The sequence below is a fragment of the Pareuzebyella sediminis genome (assembly GCF_008367235.1).
In the GTDB taxonomy this organism is placed as follows: Bacteria; Bacteroidota; Bacteroidia; order Flavobacteriales; family Flavobacteriaceae; genus Pareuzebyella; species Pareuzebyella sediminis.
In genome coordinates, this window is the sequence record NZ_VTZS01000002.1 from 915,625 (window position 1) to 937,521 (window position 21,897).

General features: G+C 42.2%; 16 protein-coding genes. 6 read left to right on the forward strand and 10 right to left on the reverse strand.

What is annotated here, in order from left to right; translation table 11 throughout:
• The first annotated feature begins 245 nt into the window (after positions 1-245).
• Both asnB and gyrB read left to right on the forward strand, forming a co-directional pair.
• Positions 246-1,916, forward strand: a complete 1,671-nt coding sequence (gene asnB / locus F2B13_RS10515) for an asparagine synthase B (protein ID WP_149275033.1) — start codon at positions 246-248, stop codon at positions 1,914-1,916.
• Positions 1,917-2,393: 477 nt separating this feature from the next.
• Positions 2,394-4,403 (forward strand): DNA topoisomerase (ATP-hydrolyzing) subunit B, encoded by a 2,010-nt coding sequence (gyrB, locus tag F2B13_RS10520; protein ID WP_149275034.1) that lies wholly within the window; start codon positions 2,394-2,396, stop codon positions 4,401-4,403.
• Positions 4,404-4,610: 207 nt separating this feature from the next.
• Here gyrB and F2B13_RS10525 read toward each other — a convergent pair whose 3' ends face one another.
• Positions 4,611-4,985, reverse strand: coding sequence for a hypothetical protein (locus F2B13_RS10525; RefSeq protein ID WP_149275035.1), 375 nt, complete (start codon positions 4,983-4,985; stop codon positions 4,611-4,613).
• 342 nt (positions 4,986-5,327) lie between these two features.
• On the opposite strand from F2B13_RS10525, the gene F2B13_RS10530 reads away from it, so the two are divergent.
• Together F2B13_RS10530 and secDF are read left to right on the forward strand one after the other, a co-directional pair.
• Positions 5,328-6,254: a malate dehydrogenase gene (locus F2B13_RS10530; RefSeq protein ID WP_149304105.1), complete on the forward strand. Its 927-nt coding sequence runs from the start codon at positions 5,328-5,330 to the stop codon at positions 6,252-6,254.
• A 157-nt stretch (positions 6,255-6,411) separates the two neighbouring features.
• Complete coding sequence (gene secDF, locus F2B13_RS10535; protein WP_149275037.1) at positions 6,412-9,420, forward strand: protein translocase subunit SecDF; 3,009 nt, start codon at positions 6,412-6,414, stop codon at positions 9,418-9,420.
• 97 nt (positions 9,421-9,517) lie between these two features.
• Here secDF and F2B13_RS10540 read toward each other — a convergent pair whose 3' ends face one another.
• The 7 genes from F2B13_RS10540 to folE form a co-directional block, all read right to left on the reverse strand.
• Positions 9,518-10,759, reverse strand: a complete 1,242-nt coding sequence (locus F2B13_RS10540; protein ID WP_149275038.1) for an ATP-binding cassette domain-containing protein — start codon at positions 10,757-10,759, stop codon at positions 9,518-9,520.
• A complete protein-coding gene (locus tag F2B13_RS10545; RefSeq protein WP_149275039.1) occupies positions 10,756-11,274 on the reverse strand; it encodes a GNAT family N-acetyltransferase in 519 nt (172 codons plus the stop codon). The genes F2B13_RS10540 and F2B13_RS10545 overlap by 4 nt, the downstream gene beginning before the upstream one ends.
• Positions 11,275-11,280: 6 nt before the next feature.
• Positions 11,281-11,769, reverse strand: coding sequence for a DUF192 domain-containing protein (locus tag F2B13_RS10550; protein ID WP_149275040.1), 489 nt, complete (start codon positions 11,767-11,769; stop codon positions 11,281-11,283).
• A gap of 81 nt (positions 11,770-11,850) precedes the next feature.
• On the reverse strand, positions 11,851-12,807 hold the full coding sequence (gene lgt, locus F2B13_RS10555) for a prolipoprotein diacylglyceryl transferase (protein ID WP_149275041.1): 957 nt from the start codon (positions 12,805-12,807) through the stop codon (positions 11,851-11,853).
• A gap of 124 nt (positions 12,808-12,931) precedes the next feature.
• A complete protein-coding gene (yidD, locus tag F2B13_RS10560; RefSeq protein WP_149275042.1) occupies positions 12,932-13,159 on the reverse strand; it encodes a membrane protein insertion efficiency factor YidD in 228 nt (75 codons plus the stop codon).
• A 28-nt stretch (positions 13,160-13,187) separates the two neighbouring features.
• On the reverse strand, positions 13,188-14,669 hold the full coding sequence (cysS, locus tag F2B13_RS10565; protein WP_149275043.1) for a cysteine--tRNA ligase: 1,482 nt from the start codon (positions 14,667-14,669) through the stop codon (positions 13,188-13,190).
• A 14-nt stretch (positions 14,670-14,683) separates the two neighbouring features.
• Positions 14,684-15,364: a GTP cyclohydrolase I FolE gene (folE, locus tag F2B13_RS10570; protein WP_149275044.1), complete on the reverse strand. Its 681-nt coding sequence runs from the start codon at positions 15,362-15,364 to the stop codon at positions 14,684-14,686.
• Between the two features lie 41 nt (positions 15,365-15,405).
• Between folE and F2B13_RS10575 the strand changes: the two genes are divergently transcribed.
• Entirely contained in the window at positions 15,406-17,301 is a 1,896-nt protein-coding gene (locus F2B13_RS10575; RefSeq protein ID WP_317131624.1) for a T9SS type B sorting domain-containing protein, read from the forward strand.
• A 176-nt stretch (positions 17,302-17,477) separates the two neighbouring features.
• Entirely contained in the window at positions 17,478-18,899 is a 1,422-nt protein-coding gene (locus F2B13_RS10580) for a T9SS type B sorting domain-containing protein (RefSeq protein ID WP_149275045.1), read from the forward strand.
• A gap of 51 nt (positions 18,900-18,950) precedes the next feature.
• Here the strand turns inward: F2B13_RS10580 and F2B13_RS10585 are convergent, their stop codons facing one another.
• Both F2B13_RS10585 and F2B13_RS10590 read right to left on the reverse strand, forming a co-directional pair.
• Positions 18,951-20,465, reverse strand: a complete 1,515-nt coding sequence (locus F2B13_RS10585; protein WP_149275046.1) for an OmpP1/FadL family transporter — start codon at positions 20,463-20,465, stop codon at positions 18,951-18,953.
• Positions 20,466-20,504: 39 nt separating this feature from the next.
• Complete coding sequence (locus F2B13_RS10590; RefSeq protein WP_149304106.1) at positions 20,505-21,815, reverse strand: hypothetical protein; 1,311 nt, start codon at positions 21,813-21,815, stop codon at positions 20,505-20,507.
• Positions 21,816-21,897: the final 82 nt, after the last annotated feature.

Sequence of the window (21,897 nt, forward strand, 5' to 3'; positions counted from 1 at the left end):
TTTGTTATACCGATTGAGTTCTGGTTAAAACTAACCCGAATTCCTTGTAATCTTTACTAAAAAGTCGTTAAAATTCTTGATGCTTACAGAATGTACTATTTTTTAATATTATGAATTGAAAAAATTTCATTTAGGTTTAAAATGTCATTTAATTATTTCATTTAGTTATTAAAATGTAAATATTGTTTTATTAATGAAAGAATAAATCAATATTTGCCTTTTAAAATGATATAAACAAAAGTGATATGTGTGGAATTGTATGTGCATTTGACCTAAAGGAAAGTCCTGATACTTTACGGCCTCAATTATTGGAGATGTCTAAAAAAGTGAGGCACAGAGGTCCTGATTGGAGTGGTATTTATGCTGGTGATAAGGCGATTTTGGCCCACGAACGTTTGTCGATCGTGGATCCCGCTTCCGGAAAACAACCGCTTTACAGTCCTGATAGAAAACTGGTTTTGGCAGCGAATGGGGAGATCTACAATCATAGGGAGCTCCGCAGACAGTTCGAGGGTACATATGAGTTTCAAACAGAATCAGACTGTGAGGTTATTTTGGCTTTGTATAAAGAAAAAGGCCCTGGTTTCATCGATGAGATGAACGGTATTTTCGGTTTCGCCATATATGACGAAGAAAATGACAGCTATTTTATTGCTAGGGACCATATGGGCATTATACCATTGTACATTGGTTGGGATCAGAACGGAACATTCTATGTAGCTTCCGAACTAAAAGCATTAGAGGGAACATGTTCAAAAATCGAACTCTTCCCTCCAGGACATTACATGCATAGCGACGATGGGGAATTCAAGCGATGGTATACGAGGGATTGGATGGAATACGATGCCGTAAAGGACAATGAAACGAGCATCGAGGCCATACGCGAGGCCCTTGAAGCCGCGGTACACCGTCAATTGATGTCTGATGTGCCATATGGTGTATTGCTTTCTGGAGGGTTGGACTCTTCGGTGACCTCGGCAGTTGCTAAAAAATATGCACAAAAAAGAATTGAATCAGACGACACTACGGAAGCTTGGTGGCCCCAATTACACTCTTTTTCGGTCGGGTTAAAAGGTTCGCCAGACTTAGCGGCTGCGCGCAAAGTGGCCGACCATATAGGTACGGTACACCATGAGATTGTTTTCACGATTCAAGAAGGTCTTGATGCCATAAAAGATGTCATCTACAATTTGGAAACCTATGACATTACCACTATACGTGCTTCTACCCCTATGTACCTTATGGCACGGGTTATTAAATCCATGGGTATAAAAATGGTACTTTCAGGCGAAGGAGCCGATGAACTATTCGGGGGGTATCTCTATTTTCACAAGGCACCCAATGACAAGGAGTTTCATGAAGAAACTGTTCGAAAGTTGAGTAAACTGCACATGTACGATTGTTTGCGGGCCAATAAGTCTTTAGCAGCTTGGGGTATCGAGGGGCGTGTTCCGTTTTTGGATAAAGAATTTATGGATGTAGCGATGAGCATCAACCCTAAAGATAAAATGATCAACGGGGAACGTATGGAAAAATGGGTCGTTCGCAAAGCTTTTGAAGATTATTTGCCAGAAAGTGTGGCTTGGAGACAAAAGGAGCAATTTTCCGACGGAGTAGGCTATAGCTGGATCGATACGTTAAAGGAAATGGTGAATGAAGAAGTGAGCGATGAGCAATTGGCCAATGCCAAATTCCGCTTTCCTATTCAGACCCCGACGACCAAAGAAGAGTTTTACTATCGCTCCATATTCGAATCGCATTTTCCTTCCGATGCAGCGGCACTTTCCGTACCTCAGGAACCTTCTGTGGCCTGTAGTACAAAAATTGCCCTTGAATGGGACGAAGCATTTAAAAACATGAACGATCCTTCCGGTAGGGCAGTGGCAAAAGTACATACAGATGCCTATGTGAAGTAAATTTGCCCTACCGAAAGATGTAGAAAATTAAAGTAGGATTGTAAAAAAAAAGCGGGTACAAGGGAGTTCGAACTCCCTTGTACCCGCTTTTTTTGAACTATTTTTCAAATTAAGACTACGAAAGGTAGATAGGTTTAGTGAAAACTTCACCAACCGACTTTATGGACTTCTTTAGAAGCTTGACCTTTTGTAGTGAATGATACCGAACAGACCTAATAAAACTGATTATAAGTTTTTCTAATAGTAAACGCATCAAAATTCTTGGGGTTGTTCCAGTTCCTCCACACATCAGACTGGTATGTAGGTAGTTTGTCTGCGTTGGTAACCCCTTGCCTCGACTTCGCTATCGCCTATTGAATTTTCCACAATTTTTGTTGATAACTTGATAGGGGGCAAAGTACACAAAGCTTATATTTCATGGGGTATTGCGTATATTTGTAGGATTGGAATTTTTGAAGTAAAAACAACCTTTAATTTATGAGCGAAGAAGCAAATAACGAGGAAGAATCAAAAAAAAGGACAGGAGCTGATAAAGTACCTGAAAAGCACCTAACAGGAGAGAATAAAAGAGCATATTCTGCAGACAGTATTCAGGCTCTGGAGGGGATGGAACACGTGCGTATGCGACCTTCCATGTACATTGGGGATGTGGGTGTACGAGGGCTGCATCATTTGGTCTATGAAGTTGTAGACAATTCCATCGATGAAGCGATGGGCGGCCATTGCGATTTCATTAGCGTAATTATCAATGAAGATAATTCTATATCTACAAAAGATAATGGCCGTGGTATTCCTGTTGATTTACATAAGAAGGAGGGTATTTCTGCTTTAGAGGTAGTAATGACGAAGATTGGGGCCGGAGGTAAGTTTGATAAAGATTCCTATAAGGTTTCAGGGGGGCTTCATGGTGTAGGGGTTTCTGTGGTAAATGCCCTTTCTGATCGGTTAAAGGCGACCGTCTATCGCGATGGTAAGATTTGGGAGCAGGAGTATGAAAGGGGCAAGGCCCTGTACCCGGTGAAAAGTATCGGTGAAACCGAAGAAAGGGGTACTATGGTTACGTTTCACCCCGATGACCAAATTTTTCAACAATCCATAGAGTATAGTTACGAAACGTTATCGAAGCGAATGAGAGAGCTCTCCTTTCTCAACAAAGGTGTGACGATTTCCATTACTGATAGACGGCAGAAAGACGAGAATGGTGAATTTCTTTCCGAAACCTTCTACTCGGATCAAGGGCTTCCAGAATTTGTAAAATTTTTAGATGGTACGCGTGAGCCATTGATTCAGGGTGTGATCGCAATGGAGGGCGAGAAAAACGATATCCCGGTAGAGGTGGCTATGGTATACAATACGAGCTATACCGAAAACCTTCACTCGTATGTGAATAATATTAATACACATGAAGGGGGTACGCACCTTTCCGGTTTTAGAAGGGGTCTGACCACTACACTTAAGAAGTATGCGGATGCCTCTGGTATGCTCGACAAATTGAAATTTGAAGTGCAGGGGGATGATTTTAGGGAAGGGCTTACCGCCATTGTTTCCGTAAAGGTAGCCGAACCTCAGTTTGAGGGCCAGACAAAAACAAAATTGGGTAACCGTGAAGTCTCTTCAGCGGTTTCACAAGCGGTCTCTGAAATGCTCACCAATTATCTGGAAGAGCATCCCGATGATGCCAAAGTTATCGTTCAGAAAGTGATTTTGGCCGCCCAAGCGAGACATGCAGCGACCAAAGCACGGGAGATGGTGCAGCGGAAGACCGTGATGAGCATTGGAGGATTGCCAGGTAAATTATCCGATTGTTCCGAGCAAGACCCTACCCGATGTGAGGTCTTTTTGGTAGAGGGTGATTCTGCGGGTGGAACGGCCAAAATGGGACGTGACCGTAATTTTCAAGCTATATTGCCATTGCGGGGTAAAATTTTGAACGTTGAAAAGGCCATGCAGCACAAGGTCTTTGAAAACGAGGAGATCAAGAATATCTATACGGCCTTGGGCGTGACCATAGGTACTGAAGAAGATAGTAAGGCACTTAATTTGGAGAAATTACGATATCATAAGGTGGTCATTATGTGTGATGCCGACGTTGATGGTAGCCATATCGAAACCTTGATTTTGACATTTTTCTTCCGGTATATGCGAGAACTTATCGAAGGCGGGCACGTTTATATTGCGACACCACCTCTTTATTTGGTTAAAAAGGGAAGTAAAAAGAGGTATGCTTGGTCAGACAAAGAGCGAGACGAAATCGCCGACACCTATAGCGGGGGTGTAAGTATTCAGCGATATAAGGGTCTTGGGGAAATGAATGCCGAGCAGTTATGGGATACTACAATGAACCCTGAGTTTAGAACCTTACGACAGATTACCATCGACAATGCTACTGAATCAGATCGTATTTTTTCTATGCTGATGGGAGATGAAGTACCGCCGCGTCGTGAATTTATTGAACGCAACGCTGTCTACGCAAATATCGATGCATAGCAAAGCCAATTGCAGTATAACTATTAGTCTTTTTGAGAGAGATAGAAAGAGAGTATAAAAGACACGTTTTAATTCGTCATTTATTATACCGGGTCAACCCTGCATGGCCGCCAAGTTTATAGCACATAAGGTGCTTTGATGCAATTAAAAAGCCGTAGTCACAGAATCGACCACGGCTTTTTGCGTATTTGAAACCTAGTAAAAACGTTATTCGCGAACAGCAAGAACATTACCATGGGCATCGGCTAGAGCAATACCTTCTTTGGAATCTTGCATAGAAACAATTTGATTGTTCATATCCGTACCCGGATAGGATATGATGTAATTTTCACCCTCTCGGCTCCACCTAAAATCGGTTTTGAAGATAATTTTGCCGTTGCTCTTTTGATGATACCTTCCTAAATAGGCATCATTGAAAATCCATTCTTGCCTAAATGTTTCCTGCTTAGCAGTTAGACTTGTCGATTCCATCTCGATATCCGACCAAATGCCTATAACTTCATCATTATTCTCAGGTATTCGTGAACAGTTGCTGACCAAGATGATACCGACTATGGCCAGCAATGATAAAAGTCTTTTCATTTCGAAGGTTTTTAGGCCTGCCCATCGGCAGATTGATTTGGGTACTTTAGTGTTCTTTTAACGATAAAGAGGTTTTTACTATTGCTAAAATTCGATGTATGGTCGTAAAAGGTAATTTTCTTCGTTAAAGCGCATTTTTTTTTAACAGAAACGTATTTCATCGATGAATGTTTTTAAGGTAATTATGAGTTTGGTACGCTTTTCGGTGCCATTTTCTGTATAGATTGTGTATTTTTGAAATCTTTAAAAATGCAAGGAAAAAAAGAGGTGCTTTTTCTTTATGGTTTTTCCTAATGAAGGGCTACAATAGATGAACGCTAATCTCAATAAATATAAATTCACATGAAAGTAACCGTAGTAGGGGCAGGTGCAGTAGGCGCGAGTTGTGCCGAGTATATTGCCATTAAAAATTTCGCATCAGAGGTCGTTTTGTTAGATATTAAAGAAGGTTATGCTGAAGGAAAGGCCATGGATTTGATGCAAACCGCATCATTGAATGGTTTTGATACGAAGATAACAGGAGTTACCAACGATTATTCAAAAACAGCGAATAGTGACATAGCAGTCATTACTTCGGGAATTCCTAGGAAGCCCGGTATGACCCGCGAAGAACTCATTGGTATTAACGCAGGAATAGTTAAAACAGTTTCTTCCAGTCTTATTGAGCATTCCCCGAATGTTACCGTTATAGTGGTCAGTAATCCAATGGATACCATGACCTACTTGGTTCACAAGACTACGAATCTTCCGAAGAACAAAATCATTGGCATGGGCGGAGCCCTAGATAGTGCCCGTTTTAAATATAGGTTGGCCGAGGCGCTAGAAGCACCAATTTCCGATGTTGACGGTATGGTTATCGGCGGTCATAGTGATACGGGCATGGTACCTTTGACCTCCCACGCCACCAGAAATAGTATCAAAGTGTCCGAATTTTTGTCGGAAGACCGATTGCAGCAAGTAGCGGAAGATACCAAAGTTGGAGGCGCTACACTCACTAAGTTGTTGGGTACTAGTGCCTGGTATGCACCTGGGGCGGCAGTTTCCGGTTTGGTTCAGGCCATAGCCTGCGACCAAAAGAAAATATTTCCATGTTCGACCCTACTGAAAGGAGAGTATGATTTAAACGACATATGCATCGGAGTACCGGTCGTGTTGGGCAAAGATGGTATCGAAAAAATAGTTGATATTCCGCTAAGCGAAGCTGAAAAGGCAAAAATGCAGGAGAGTGCAGAGGGTGTTAAAAAGACGAACGGACTTTTAGAAGTGTAGTCGCGATTTTCCCTGAAACTTATACATCCGCTATTGGAGAGCTCCATTAGTGGATGTTTTGCTTTTGCAATAACTCATAAATATGTTGTCAAATCCTACTGGAAAATCATATATTTGCACGCTGTTAGAAAAGGCACCTACAAAATACTCATAATCAATGCAAAACAAAGGACTTATTAAGCTTTTCGCCCTATTATTCGGGCTGGTAAGTATCTACCAATTATCCTATACATTTATCACCAATAAAGTAGAGGATGATGCGAAAGCCTTCGCTGAAAAACGTATTTCGACCACTGATGATAATTACGTCTCTGAAAGAGACAAGCTGGAAGCCAGTTACTTAGACAGTATCGGAGACAATACGATTCTAGGGTATACGACCTACAATGATGCCAAGAAAAAGGAACTCAACAAGGGACTTGACCTCAAAGGAGGAATCAATGTAACGCTGCAGATTTCAGTAAAGGATATTTTAAAAGGCCTTGCAAACAACACGAAAAATCCAGTTTTTAATAAGGCATTGGCCGATGCAGATGCCGCATCTAAAAGTAGTGACGATACCTATCTCGAACTTTTCTTTGATGCCTTTGATAATATCAAAGGAGATACAAAGCTAGCGTCGCCCGATATCTTCGCTAATAAAGGGTTGAGTGAAGAGATTAATTTTCAAATGACCGACGATGAGGTAAAGCCCATTATCAGAAGAAAGATCGATGAGTCGGTTATTTCGGCCTTCGAAGTTCTCCGGGAGCGAATCGATGGTTTTGGGGTTACCCAACCCAATATTCAACGAGAAGGTAATTCAGGTCGTATTTTAGTTGAACTTCCTGGAGCACGTGATATTGCCAGGGCGCAAGATTTACTGTCGAGTACGGCACAGTTGGAGTTTTGGGAAACGTATCAGCCCAATAATCCTGAATTGCAAGGCTTCTTTTTTCAGGCCAACGAAAAGTTGAAAACACTTATCAAAGTCGATGATGAGGAACAGCAACCGGTAAAAGAGGAATCGGAAATAGACTCATTACTTTCAGATGTGTCGCAAGACTCTTTGGATATTGCAGCGCAACGGAATCCGCTATTCGATAAATTTCAATTGGGCGCGCCCAGTTATGCAGTAGGCGTAGCGGCAATTAAGGACACCGCAGTGATAGGATCGTATCTAAGAATGAATGAGATTCGTAGACTATTGCCGGCAGATATGCAATTTGTAAAGTTTCTTTGGGAGAGACCTTCGGAAGATTCAGAAATCGTCGAACTTTTCGCATTGAAATCTAATCGTGATGGCGAGCCGAGAATAAGTGGAGATGTGGTTAGTGATGCACGAGCGGATTTCGATCAGGTGGGAAAACCTGCGGTATCGATGACCATGAATACGCAAGGTGCCAAGGAATGGGAAAAGTTGACGGGAGATGCATATAATAATCAAACGGGTATTGCTATCGTGTTGGATAACAAGGTCTATACGGCCCCCGGCGTTTCCACTGGCCCAATTTCCGGCGGACGTTCCGAGATTACGGGAAGCTTTACGGTAAATGAAACTAAAGATATTGCGAATGTACTTCGGGCCGGTAAACTTCCCGCTTCGGCCGAGATCATACAATCGGAAATCGTAGGACCTTCTTTGGGTCAGGAAGCCATAGATAGTGGTTTCACGTCTTTTATGATAGCCATGGCGATTGTTTTACTGTGGATGATATTCTATTATGGTAGGGCAGGTGTTTTCGCCGATATTGCGCTACTCTTGAACATTCTGTTGATTTTCGGGGTATTGACCAGTTTAAGTGCGGTACTTACCTTACCGGGTATTGCGGGTATCGTTTTGACCATTGGTATGTCGGTCGATGCAAACGTGCTTATTTTTGAAAGAATCAAGGAAGAAATCGATAAAGGTAAGGGCAAGTCCCAGGCAGTGGCCGATGGTTTTAGCAATGCCCTGTCGTCTATTTTAGATGCGAATATTACGACAGGTCTGACGGCAATTATCCTATTTGTATTTGGTTCAGGACCCATTAAGGGTTTCGCCACCACGCTACTTATCGGTATCGTCACCTCTTTGTTTACAGCGATTTTCATAACTCGCTTACTTGTTGATTGGTATATCGGAGGGAAAACGAGACGATTGGATTTCTGTACAGGTCTGACAAAGAATTTGTTCAAGAACATCAATGTCGATTTCTTGGCCAAGCGTAAGATTGCCTATATATTTTCGGCTATTTTAGTCGGTATCGGTGTTTTTTCACTGATGACGAACGGACTTCAGGAAGGGGTTGATTTTGTGGGCGGGCGTACCTATCAGGTTCGTTTTGAACATCCGGTAAGTTCTTCGGAAATTGCTTCCGAATTGAACGATGTCTTCGGTAGTGGCACCAACGTAAAGACCTTTGGGGAAGAAAACCAAATAAAAATAACCACGCCCTATAAGGTAGATGTAGAGGGTATAGAGGTCGATAACGAAATTCAGGATAAGTTGTACACTTCTTTGCAGAAGTATCTTCCAGATGGCACCAGTAAGGAGGATTTTATTTTAGGTAGTGGTGACGCATCCATTGGAATTCTACAATCTATTAAAGTAGGCCCTACTATTGCGGATGACATCAAGAACAACGCATTTTTGGCCATTATCGGATCCTTGGCCGTGGTATTCCTTTATATCTTGTTCCGTTTCCGAAAATGGCAGTTCTCGTTGGGAGCTGTGGTGGCCGTTTTCCACGACGTGATGATCGTATTGGGTATTTTCTCCTTATTTGGAACCGTAATGCCTTTTAACATGGAAATCGATCAGGCCTTTATAGCTGCTATACTAACCGTAATCGGATATTCATTGAACGATACGGTGGTGGTATTCGACCGTATTCGCGAAATTCTCGGAGAGAAAGGTTGGCGTGGTGGCGAGAATGTCAACTTGGCCCTGAACAGCACCTTGAGCCGTACGTTAAATACGTCTATGACTACCTTAGTGGTATTACTGGCAATCTTCGTTTTCGGAGGTGAATCACTAAGAGGCTTCATGTTCGCCATGATCGTAGGAATCTTGGTCGGTACCTATTCCTCTTTGTTCATAGCTACACCAGTTATGTACGATACTATGAGCAAAAGCATTCGCTCCGGGGTAAAGGCTAAGAAAGACGAGACAAAACCTCAGGGCAAGAAAAAGGTCAAGATGTAATTGAATTATATGATTTACACCAAATCAGAAAAACCTTTTGCATTTGCAAAAGGTTTTTTTAATACAAGTTCTAAAGGTTTTTGGTCTGTCTTCCGGTTTAAAGCCCGATGATTTTTCCTGTAGAGCCTTCTCTCGTCATCCGTAGCTCATATATATGCTGGGGCTCTAGGCCTGGTTCTTTTCGATGTGAAACAAAGAGTACCGTGGTTTGACTTTCGCTGGCAAATTTATTGACCAGGGCTACAAATAGCGCTGCACTTGCATCATCCAATCCTGCTGTTGGCTCGTCCAAAATGAGTAGTGGTGGATGCTTGATCATGGCCCTGGCACACATAATTAGCCGCTTTTGACCCATGGAGAGATCATGAAACAGGGTGTCTTTGATTTCCCAGAGGCCTAAGAGTTGCAACCATGCCTTTGCCGTGCGTGATTGTATTTCGGTAGGTTTCACATATAGGCCTATTGAATCGGTCAAACCGGAAATGAGCATATGCAACACAGAATGGTAGCCCGTGAATTTATCGGTCATTGATGGTGTGAAATAACCGATTTTCTTTTTGATTTCCCAGACACTTTCACCCGTTCCTTTTTTGCGCCCAAAAATATAGAGATCTTGACCATAACCCTTAGGATTTTCCCCGGTAATCATGGAAAGAATCGTTGTTTTTCCACTACCATTTTTTCCGCGAAGCTCCCAGAACTCCCCTTTTCTTATGGTCCAATCGATTTGGTGGAGTATGGGTTTGCTGCCGTAGCGAACATCAACTTTTTTTAGATCGATCAAAATATTGTTTTCCGTCGAAAAAGAAACGGGAGAGGGGGGTATATTTCCGTTAAAAGCCTTAGACTCCTCTATCGCCAAAGCCTCTTTTTTAGTATTGAAAAATGATAAACTATGGCCGTCGAGCCGACCAAATATATTGATGAAGGGCAGTAGGTCAATCCTTCTGCTTATAAACTGGACCATCGCAATTTGATTCGAGACGCTCAAGAGCTGAATCTTTAATTCCGCTTGGGTGTCAATATCTAAATTGTCAAAGGGGTTGTCCAGAACCAAAAAATCCGGCCGCTTCTCCATTATATGTTTTAACAATGCCTTTTTTTGTTCGCCACTCGACATTGATTTTAAGGACTGTCGGGTATGTGAAGTGATAGTTTTGGTGCCGTGCCTGTCTTCATTATCTATAAGGCGTTCGACGGCTATTTTAGAAAATAGTGCACCTTGCCTATCCTTAAGCTCTTGGAAGTCATCAGGTGGCTGCCCTCCCAACAACCTATCGATCAAATCATTCTTGCGGGAAGTGTTATCGATGAATATTGCCCAGTGTTTTTGCCTCATATATTTACTCTATAAATATGGACTATGTTGTCATGGTACATAGTGGTTTTATCGAGCTCCATACCAGTTTTCAAGGCGACACTTTGCGAAGCTATATTGTCTACTTGAATTATGGAGATCAATGAATTGGCTAATTGATTTTTTCCTGCAAATATCCTACATTTTTTAGCCGCTTCGGTGGCAAATCCTCTTCCCCAATACAACGGCAAAATAGAGTAGCCCATTTCCAATTCCTGAATGGTATCAACAGTTTGAGGAAGCAGTCCACAAAGTCCAATTAACTTGTCCGTACTTTTCAGGATTAACGCATTCATGCCTCCTCGACCTTCTTTATATCGTCTAAAGGTACTCTCAAACTGTTGTTGACAAGCAGTTACCGGTTCCTCCGGCAATCCTTTCCAATGGACGGAAGTACGTTTGTCTTGATGAAAGGGTAACCATGTTTCGAAATCGGAAACTTGAAGTTTTCTGAACCGAAGTCTTTCCGTTTGTTGGCCGACTAATAAAAGGTTCATCGAGAGTTATAGTTTTTCGAAGGCGATACTATCCCCTACCTCTACTCCCCATTTTTCGACCAAGCCAGCATTGACTTCCAAAACGTATTGAACAGGTACTTTTGAAGAGACACTTGATTCATCGTAAGGTTGGGCGTTCTCTTGAATATTGGCGATGCTATGATTTTTTTTTATAAAAATGAGATCTAAGGGAATTTCGGTATTTTTCATGTAGAAAGAATGCATGGCCTCATCGGGGAAAATGAACAGCATACCCTCAGAAAGCTTCATAGCGCTTCGATACATAAGGCCTGTTTGCGTTTCATAATCAGAATCGGCAATCTCAATATCAATAGTGGCAAGCAAAGAATCCTTTTTTGAGTCAAAAATTTGTAGTGCACCTTCCTTCTTGAAGATAATCGGCTCGGTTTTGATTATTTTTTTCGGACTGTCTTTGCAAGACAGCAGACCGATAAAGCCGATTAGCAAATAATGGATAACTTTTAAGTTCCTCATTCTTCAAATAATTTTACGGGAAACTCTGTAGTACAGGTAGTAAGAGATAAGCAAAAGAAACCCGTTTTACTGAAATATTTTCTAGTTAGCTTTTGGTCTGAACATGAAATAAAGTCCTATCAAAATGAACGGAATGCTAAGCCATTGACCTGTAGATAAAAGCCCTAGAGATTCTTCAAAGCCTCCTTGACTTTTCTTGACAAATTCTACAAAAAATCTTATAGTCCAGAGTAAGACAAGAAATAGGCCGAATAAAAATCCTTTTTGATTCTTTTTATCTGTTTTCCAGTACAGAAAGTAGAGTGCAATAAATACAAAAATATAGGCAAATCCTTCGTACAATTGTGTTGGATGACGGTAGGGTATCTGGGCAAGATATTCAGAAAACTGCGGATTGTTTTCCAAGGCATCGTATGCCGCATTGACCGTTTTTTCTTTGGTTATTCCAAGAGCCTTCGAGGGGTGCATATCGTCGGAATCACGAATGAATTTAGTTGCGAAAACGAAAGATTCGTCCGTTACCTTTCCGTTGATTTCTGAATTGAAGAAGTTGCCCAAACGAACGCAAAAGGCACCAATTGCAAACGGAATGACCATTCTATCTAGCAACCATAGGGTATCCATATCAGGGTATTTGCGCGAGTAAAGGTACGTGCCGATCAAGACCCCTATAATTGCACCGTGGCTTGCCAAACCTGTAAAGCCGGTAAATTCATATCCGTTTATTATTCCAAAAAGAGCACTGCCGGAACTCTCGCGTATGGGTAATAATATTTCGATCAGATGGTTTTGATAATAAGGCCAATCATAAAAAAAAACGTGCCCCAAACGTGCCCCTAACATAGTGGCTAGAACAGTGTAGATAAATAATGAATCGAGTTGTTCTACCGTTTTCTTTTCACTTAGAAAAATGCGTTTCATTAAAAACCAACCTAGGGCAAAGGCAGTAATCCATAGTAAGTTATAATACTTGATCTGTAATGGGCCGAGGGTGAAAAGCGTCTCGTGCGGATTCCAGATAAAACTTAAGAAGTGCATGTAGTATATTTTTGAGAGGACTAAGATAAGGAAATCGAATTGGGATTCTGAATTTTAAATGGTCATAAGCTTTAATTTCATATACGACCTTTATCTAAAATGAAGACGTCTGACCCTGCTTTGCTCAAGGTACCGGGTCATATCCTTTGCCGCCCCAAGGGTTGCAACTGAAAATGCGCCTTATCGATAACCACCCGCCTTTGAACAAGCCATGTTTTTTAAGGGCTTCAAGCGTGTATTGCGAGCATGTAGGCGAGTATCTACAAGTTGCGGGCGTATAGGGCGATATGGCTAGTTGATAGAACCTTACCAACATAACGAATGGTGCTATCAGTACTTTTTTCAAATTCATTTTCCGTGCAAAAAACATGGCCTATACCTTAGGAAAGACTAAATGTTGTTCCTTCTTTCCCGTCCTTTAACTGAATGCCCAATTCGGCCAATTGGTCCCTAATTTTATCGGAAGTTTCAAAGTCTTTGTTTTCCCGGGCCTCTTTTCTGAGGCCGATCAGAATTTCTACTACTGATGAGAGTTTATTCGAATCTTCGGTGCTTCCTGTTTTCTTTTCGAGGCCTAAAATGTCAAAAATAAAAGCGTTCATGGCCTGAACCAATAGTTCTTTGTCGGACGCAGTAATAGTTTCATGACCCTCTTTAATAAGGTTGATATGTCTTACGGCATCGAACAGTTTCGCAATGAGAATAGGCGTGTTAAAATCATCGTTCATGGCATCGTAGCACTGTTGTTTCCAATCTAAAACGTCGAAGTCCGAGCTATTGCCACTTTGAATAATTGGTAGCAGGTCAAGTGCCTCCATAAGTCGATTGAATCCTTTTTCCGAGGCCGAAAGTGCGTCGTTGCTAAGATCGAGTATACTGGCGTAATGGGCCTGCATCATAAAAAAACGAACTACGGTGGGTGCAAAAGGTTTACTCAGAATATTATTTTCTCCTGTAAAAATTTCCCCGGGCAAAATATTGTTTCCTGTTGATTTTGCCATTTTTCTACCATTCATGGTAAGCATGTTGGCATGTAACCAATAATTGACCGGTGAATGCCCATAACTGGCTTCTGCCTGTGCAATTTCACATTCGTGGTGAGGAAATTTTAAGTCCATACCACCACCATGAATGTCAAAGGTTTCTCCAAGATATTTCGTGCTCATGGCAGTACATTCTAAGTGCCAACCAGGAAAACCATCTCCCCAAGGAGAGGGCCATCGCATGATGTGCTGTGGTTCGGCTTTTTTCCAGAGTGCGAAGTCTTGTGGGCTCTTCTTGTCATCTTGGGCCGTTAGCTCGCGGGTATTGGCAATCATGTCTTCCAACTTTCGACCACTTAGCTTGCCATACTCATTGGTTTTACTAAATTGGACGACGTCGAAATAGACCGACCCATTTATTTCGTACGCATAGCCCTTTTCTATAATATCCTTTATGATTTCTATCTGTTCGATAATATGTCCGGTAGCTGTTGGTTCAATGCTTGGAGGCAATAAGTTGAACTTCTCAAGAATGTTATGAAAATCGATGGTATACCGTTGAACCACCTCCATAGGTTCTAACTGTTCCAATCGCGCTTTTTTTGCGATTTTATCCTCTCCATCCTCGGCATCGTCGACCAAATGTCCGGCATCGGTAATATTTCGCACATAGCGTACCTTATAGCCTAAGTGGCGTAAATACCTAAAAATCATATCGAAAGACATAAAGGTGCGGCAGTTGCCCAAATGCACATTGCTATATACGGTCGGGCCGCAGACATACATTCCGATATGTCCTTCGTTTAAGGGTTCGAGCACTTCTTTTTTTCCGGTGAGGGAATTGTGGACTTTTAGCTTTTGGCTTTGATACAGTTGCATGCGATAATCAACGATTAGAAGTTGGTATCAAGATTTAGGTAATCCAAGAACTCGCGACGTGAGGCTTCTTCTTTGAATTTCCCCCCATACTCGGCGGTTACCGTACTGCTCTCAATATCGCGTATGCCCCGGGAATTAACACATAGATGTTTGGCATCAATAACACAGGCTACATCTTCGGTTTTCAAAACCTGTTGCAATTCCCTGACAATTTGAATGGTTAAACGTTCTTGTACCTGAGGTCTTTTCGCAAAATAGTCAACGATACGGTTCATTTTCGAAAGCCCCACCACGCTACCGCTTGAAATATAGGCAATGTGTGCCTTGCCCACTATAGGCAGTAAATGGTGCTCGCAAGTGGAATAAAGGGTTATGTTCTTTTCCACCAACATTTCACCATACTTGTATTTATTTTTAAAGGTTGACGATTTTGGTTTCCGGTCTGGGTGTAGTCCTCCAAATACTTCACTTACGAACATTTTGGCCACTCTATTTGGCGTACCCTTGAGGCTGTCATCGTCGAGATCAAGACCTAAAGTGAGCATGACCTCACGAATGTTTTCAGTGATACGGACAATCTTTTCTGCGTCGTTCAAGACAAAAGCATCTTTTCTCATAGGGGTCTCCTCTGATGTTGAAAAATGATCGCTGCCGGTCTCTTCAAATTGTTTTTCCAATGTGCTGTCGATTTTCATACTAACTATGGGCTAAAACGGAGTGCAAAGATATACATAATATGACACTTTACGCCCGATATATTGTGATACACAACATAAAATTGGAGGATGGAAGAGCTATCCACTATTTTTACCTTGCCCCAGAGTTGAACCTACTTATGAAGTATTCCCAAATATTTTTATATCTAGTATTATTTCTCAGTATTGGCGCTAAGGCTCAAGTATCTGCAGATTGTAGTAATGCAGTACCTATCTGTAATGATACTCCGGTTAATGGCGGTACGATGGGGTTCGGTGTTGACGATTTTGGGGGTGCTGCCACAAGCGGCTGTCTTGAAGTTACCCTCAGTGGTTCTATAGAGTCAAATTCGGCCTGGTATCGTTTTCGAACAGGTGCGTCGGGTCAGTTGGGTTTTAACATAGGTATTGATACTACCGAAGACTGGGATTTTGCGCTGTATATGGCCAATGATTGTAATAATCTGGGAGAACCGGTACGCTGTAATTTTTTCGATAATCAAGATGAAAATAGGTTTATCGGGGTAGGGGAAGATCCCTCAGGTGAATCTATGAATGTACAGTATGAAGATTGGTTACAAGTAAGCCCAGGAGAGGAATACTATCTGCTCATCAATAATTTCAGTAATAGCAATTCGGGTTTTTCTATTCAGTTCTCAGGTCAGATTTTTGTTACCAACCCCTATGATGCTCTTGATTGTTCTATTATTAGCAATTTATTGGGGCCACCGGTGTCAGCCTGTGAAGGCAGTGCCGTGATACTCGATGCAACCACTTCCAACGCAACTACATATAACTGGTTCGTAGACCAAGGTAGTGGTTTTACTCAAATTGTGGGCTCACATAATGAAACGCTTCAGGCATTGTCTGCAGGCCAATACCGTGTTGAGGTGGTTAGACCATCGGGTAATATTATTAGCGAGGTTCAAGTGGCTTTTTCCCCAATGCCAATTGCCCATTCGGTTGCCGATGATTTTTCGTGCTCCGGGGAGGGCGAATATGACTTGGCACAGAAAGATATCGAAGTATTGGGGAGTCAAGCGGCCAGTGAATATATAGTCAGCTATTACGGTTCTTTAATCGATGCTAATAGCGGCATCAATTTTCTTTCAAAGCAATTTATGCCGGAACCTGGAACCCAAACTATCTTTGTTAGGCTTACCTCTGTAAACAACCCAAAATGTTACGATACATCACAAAGCTTTCAACTCATAAATTTAGACACCCCTGTTATTAATTTTCCCATAGAGGAGTTTCTCTGTCAATCGAGCTCGGTCACTATCGGTGATACTAGCCCTAATCTGAATTATTCGTATTCGTGGGATACTGGCGATACCACTCCAAGCATAGAAGTTTCCCAAGCTGGTAGTTATTCTGTTACGGTTACCCATACCCAATCGGGGTTTAGCTGTTCTACTACACAGGTTATTACCGTGTTGGTTTCACTGCCTCTAAATATTATGGATATTGAAATAGATGACCTAAAAAACAACAATACCGTTACGGTAATTACCGAATCACCAGAAAGATTCGAATATCAGCTCGATGGAGGTGCGTTTCAGAAAGGAAACAGGTTTTATGGAGTTGAACCCGGTGCCCATCGTATCACAGTAAATGACCTCATAGGCTGTGGTGCGGTCAGTGAAGATATTGTAGTAGTTGGGTTTCCAAGATTTTTTACTCCAAACGGTGACGGATCCAATGACTTTTGGAATATCACGGGGATCGATAATTTGGTCTCACCGACAATTTTAATCTATGATCGCTTTGGAAAGCTCTTGGCCCAACTCGGTCAAGGAAGTTCAGGTTGGGATGGAACCTTGAACGGTAAACCACTTCCCGAAACCGATTATTGGTTTAAATTGACCTACACAAACGACAACGGACAAACTAACGTAGCTAAATATGTCAATAATCATTTTGCCCTAAAGCGCTAAAAAATAGAGATTTAGGGTCTGCCGTCATCCCATTCTTGAATTTGGGTACCGTTGAGATGTTTTTAGACAGGATTAATCCGATGATATAGTCGATAAACTGTCTTTTTTTATCGCTGAACATACTAAAAAAACGATGTGGGAGTTATACCTAAGTAGTATAATATACCCCAAATCTTATGCGCCCCATACGCTACGCCGTATATTTAGTATTTTTTTGTTGCCTAGGGATATATGCACAGAACTCTCCGGATTGTCGTACCGCTATTCCAGTATGTGCCGACGCTCCTATAATGGGTCTCGCTGACGGCAGTGGGGATATCGATGATTTCGATCCAGAGGTTATTAGAGAGTCAGGATGCTTGGAAAAGGGTAGTGTAAGCAACGCTAATATCGAACACAATACTTCTTGGTTTGTCTTTAGGGCCGGAACTGGTGGGCAATTAGGCTTTGATATTGAGGCATTGCCAGCAAGTGGATCGGGAACTCCTACCGCTGAATGGGATTTTGCCGTCTACGGACCTGATGTAGATTGCGCTGATATTTCCAATGGCACTGCCCAACCTATTCGGTGTAATTATGAAGTTAACGAAACACGGTTTACGGGGTTGGGAATAAACCCTGAAAGTGGTCAGGTCGGGACAACTTCAACCACCCAAAATCTAAATACGTACGACGAGTGGCTCGATGTTCAGCCTGGAGAAATCTACTATATACTTATTAATAACTTCAACACCAACTTTGATGGTGACCCTGAGCCGTTTATGTTGACTTTTACAGGAAGTTCTGTGAATGCGGATCAAAACAATGCTTTAGACTGTACCTTACGCGATGAATTTCTAGGATTGGATATTGTAGCTTGCGAGGGTGACCCGGATATTCCATTAAGTGTTTTGAACTCTCCGGCAGGTCCTGATATTGTGAATGTTACATGGTCGGTCGACTATGAAGATGATGGCACTATAGACCAGCAACTGGCCGCTGCTCCCTCGGCAACCGAATTCATGGTTTCTAGCCCCAATTCCGGACGATATTTTGTTGATATTGAAACGAGCTTCGGACATATTACGGATGATATTTTGATTACTTATTACGGCATTCCGGTATTGGACAGGGTCGATCTTCTAAACACAAATTTGTCGCTGAATCCAGATAGGAACAATATTGAAATTTTTGTTCAGGGAGATGGTGACTATGAGTATGCTATTAATGATGGGGAATTTCAAGATGATCCTGTTTTTAACGATGTGCCTCCTGGTACGAATACCGTGGTTATCAATGATAAAAATGGCTGTGGTATTACCGAACCGATAGAGTTTTTGGTGCTTGGCTATCCGAAGTTCTTTACACCTAATAATGATGGAGCCAATGATACTTGGAATATTAAGGGAATAGAGATTTTGACGGATCCTGTGGTGTTCGTTTTTGACCGATATGGAAAGCTTCTAGCTCAATTGAACGTAGGTCTTGACTGGGATGGGATGTATAATGGCCGCCCCTTACCTTCGACGGACTATTGGTTCCGATTGGAATATGGCGAGCAAGAAAACGGAATCATAGTGGCCAGGAATACCAAAACACACTTCTCCCTAAAAAGATAAAGGCCCGGTAAGCTACCGGACCTTTTTAAGCCTATTTTCTTTTTCATAGAGTTAGAAGTTCAAGGTATACCCTAGGCTCAGATTTGTATTCACATTATTCAATACAGCGGGGGTGCCGATTCCAGAATCAAAAAAATATTGCAGTACATCCCTTTCGGTTCGATTGATCGCGAGGTCTAGCCGGCTACCACCAAAGGCGAAACCTATACCCGCTGAGATACCAGTAAGATCACCTACAATGTTTCCATCTTCGTAGGGACTTTGTTCATAACGGTATCCGCCCCTTAAGCTAATTCGTTTGATTCGGTACTCCCCACCGACCCTAAAAGAGGAAACGCCTCCCAAATTATCGGATATAAAATCATTCTCGGAAGCGAATCCTAAATCGCTTGTCGGTCTCAATTGTGCTTGTGACATATCTTGGTACCCGTAGTCGAAACTCAAAAGCCCGCTTTTACCGAATACAGCCGCCACGCTACCCGTAAGTTTCCCAGGTGTTTTTATCTGATAGTCAAAAATTGTAGTCAGACCGAAATCGATATCACGTATATCGGGATTTTTATCGGGAAAATCAGAATTTACGGACTGCGAAAAGTTATCGGTCAATCGATACCATGTAGGCGATTGATAACTACCTCCTATACGCAAAACCTCGTTGAGTTGGGCAATAGCTCCCACACTGAATGAAAATCCAGTACCTTCGGTGTTCAATAGATTGTCAAAGACTATATTTTGAATTGCGGAACCTGAATCGAAACTATTCTCATCGTATTCATTGACCCTAGTATACGAGATAGTGTGAAAATTCATAGAAGCCCCGAAATTGAATATTCCTGCATACTCCGTAGCGCCATTTACAGTGAACTTACTGTTGTATCCAGAGACAATTTGGTTAAAACGCTGATCGAGTTGCGTGTAGTTTGCATTGGAGAAGTAAGCCGTGTTGTCTTGGGCATCTTCCACAGGTTCAATGATACCGGACTGAAATCCTAAAAATGCCTGTTGAGCGGTATAACCTAGTCCTGCGGTGGCCCCAATATCGAGATATGCATCACGAATACTTTCTCCTTGTTGAAGCTTTAAAGGTTCTAATCTAACCCCATCGGCAAAATTCAAGAAATAATTATCTACACCTTCGCTACCCCTTCCCATTATTAAAGTTTCGTTGTCAAAGTCTTGAACCACATCGTAATTAATGGCCAAGGCGATCTTCCCCCAGTTCGAATTGGGGTCGGTGGTCTTGAATACCAAAGCACCCCCGACTTGATTTATATCAAGATAATTTGAAGTGCTCTGAGTATTCGTTCCCGAGTAATCTGCCTGATTATTGCGATTATAATGGCTTCCTGAAACCGTAAAAAGGCTGTTGTTGAATACCGCACTTCCAGCGGGATTGATGTTCAGGGCCGATAGGTCTCCCCCCAACGCTCCAAAAGCACCTCCCATTCCCTGAAAACGGGCAGTACCCTGCAAGTTTTCGGTGCTGTATCTTAGTACATCATCAATATTTTGTGCATTTGCCAATGCGCATGCCAATAGCATGATGAAAGTAAAATAACTTTTCATTGTTGATACTTTTAAGGTAAATTAATGATGATTTCAGATTTAGTTTCTTCGTCCACTTGAAGAAGAACTTGACCTTGATCCAGCGGAAGACCTTCCTGAGCTACCGGAACTTCTATAACTTCCTGAACTTCTTGAAACACTACTACTGCGTCCAGAACTTCTATAGGTACTGCCACTGCTTCTAGAGCTGCTTGATGATCTATAGTTGCTCGTTCTTGGTGTAGCGCTTCTACTACTTCGGCTATAGGTATTGCTGCTTCTGCTTCCAGAACTTCTATACGTGCTTGTTCTAGGTGAAGAACTTCTGTAGGTACTTGTTCTTGGAGAAGAACTCCTATAAGTACTTGTTCTTGGAGAAGAGCTTCTATAGGTCTGGCCGCTTCGCGATGATCTATTGTATTGAGGGGTGGCCCGAGTACTTCTACTGGTTCTGTAGGCCTGATTGCGGTCAACGCCCACTGTTCTTCTTGATGCAGTGCTTCCGCTTGTATAATCACGTGCACTTCGCGTGGCATTGCTTCTGCTCGCCGCCGACCTGGACGTACGCGTTGTGTATCGGGATACAGCCCTGTCGAGGTTTCGGTTTGACCTTCCCCTTAAAGCAGCAACATTTGAATTATTTCCAGCAATTGTATTCGTGTTTCTATAGTAGCCTCTTCGACTGGAATTATAGGCAAACCCTCGATTTCGATAGGTATAGTTATTATACCCTCTGTAGTATCCGTAAGGGGGGCACCAAGTGCCGTAGTATCCTCCCCAAGCTCCCCAGCCAAATCCGTAGTATCCGGCATAGCCGTAACCATAGGGGCTTCCCCAGCCCCACCATGGATTGTAGCGGTACCTCCAAGGACTGTTCCATCCCCATCCGTAACCATAATATCCTCCCCAGCCCCAATTGTTCCATAGCCAAGGCGAAGCCCAACCATACCCCCAATTGTTATCGTAAATATTGATATTAACGTTTGTGGCATTATCGCCCCATGCCGCATAACCGGCATAGTCATTATTGTTTTTGTAATAATCCGTTAACTGGCCCTCTGTGATACTATCGTTTTCCACACCGTTGGAGCTTGAATAGGAGTCTATATCGGTGAAGATTTCACCCTCCAAAAGTTGGTCATACTGCTCGGCCTGTTCTCCAAAATAAGTAGCATAGGTATTATCCTTTGAATCTTCGACCTGACTTTGCTGGGGTGCTCTTTCAACGGAAACCCGAGGGTCACCACCATAAATCCCATCGTTATCATAGTATGAAGCCGATTGGTAAGAACCACAGGAAGCCAATAAGATACCCGTTAGGGCAGCTAAGGCCGTCAAGCGAATTTTAGGAAGGGGTAGCGAATATATCATGGTTGTAAATTTTATTGTTGAACATTTTAAAAATAAGTAGTTTTACCCAATCATTTTGATTACATAATCACAAGATTTGTGC

Bases quoted from the DNA above. Each gene is read 5' to 3' on its own strand.
- F2B13_RS10580 (WP_149275045.1), top strand. From the start codon at position 17,478: ATGCGCCCCATACGCTACGCCGTATATTTAGTATTTTTTTGTTGCCTA.
- F2B13_RS10585 (WP_149275046.1), bottom strand. From the start codon at position 20,465: ATGAAAAGTTATTTTACTTTCATCATGCTATTGGCATGCGCATTGGCA.
- cysS (WP_149275043.1), bottom strand. From the start codon at position 14,669: ATGCAACTGTATCAAAGCCAAAAGCTAAAAGTCCACAATTCCCTCACC.
- asnB (WP_149275033.1), top strand. From the start codon at position 246: ATGTGTGGAATTGTATGTGCATTTGACCTAAAGGAAAGTCCTGATACT.
- lgt (WP_149275041.1), bottom strand. From the start codon at position 12,807: ATGCACTTCTTAAGTTTTATCTGGAATCCGCACGAGACGCTTTTCACC.
- F2B13_RS10575 (WP_317131624.1), top strand. From the start codon at position 15,406: ATGACACTTTACGCCCGATATATTGTGATACACAACATAAAATTGGAG.
- yidD (WP_149275042.1), bottom strand. From the start codon at position 13,159: ATGAATTTGAAAAAAGTACTGATAGCACCATTCGTTATGTTGGTAAGG.
- gyrB (WP_149275034.1), top strand. From the start codon at position 2,394: ATGAGCGAAGAAGCAAATAACGAGGAAGAATCAAAAAAAAGGACAGGA.
- secDF (WP_149275037.1), top strand. From the start codon at position 6,412: ATGCAAAACAAAGGACTTATTAAGCTTTTCGCCCTATTATTCGGGCTG.
- F2B13_RS10590 (WP_149304106.1), bottom strand. From the start codon at position 21,815: ATGATATATTCGCTACCCCTTCCTAAAATTCGCTTGACGGCCTTAGCT.
- F2B13_RS10545 (WP_149275039.1), bottom strand. From the start codon at position 11,274: ATGAACCTTTTATTAGTCGGCCAACAAACGGAAAGACTTCGGTTCAGA.
- F2B13_RS10530 (WP_149304105.1), top strand. From the start codon at position 5,328: ATGAAAGTAACCGTAGTAGGGGCAGGTGCAGTAGGCGCGAGTTGTGCC.
- F2B13_RS10525 (WP_149275035.1), bottom strand. From the start codon at position 4,985: ATGAAAAGACTTTTATCATTGCTGGCCATAGTCGGTATCATCTTGGTC.
- folE (WP_149275044.1), bottom strand. From the start codon at position 15,364: ATGAAAATCGACAGCACATTGGAAAAACAATTTGAAGAGACCGGCAGC.
- F2B13_RS10540 (WP_149275038.1), bottom strand. From the start codon at position 10,759: ATGAGGCAAAAACACTGGGCAATATTCATCGATAACACTTCCCGCAAG.
- F2B13_RS10550 (WP_149275040.1), bottom strand. From the start codon at position 11,769: ATGAGGAACTTAAAAGTTATCCATTATTTGCTAATCGGCTTTATCGGT.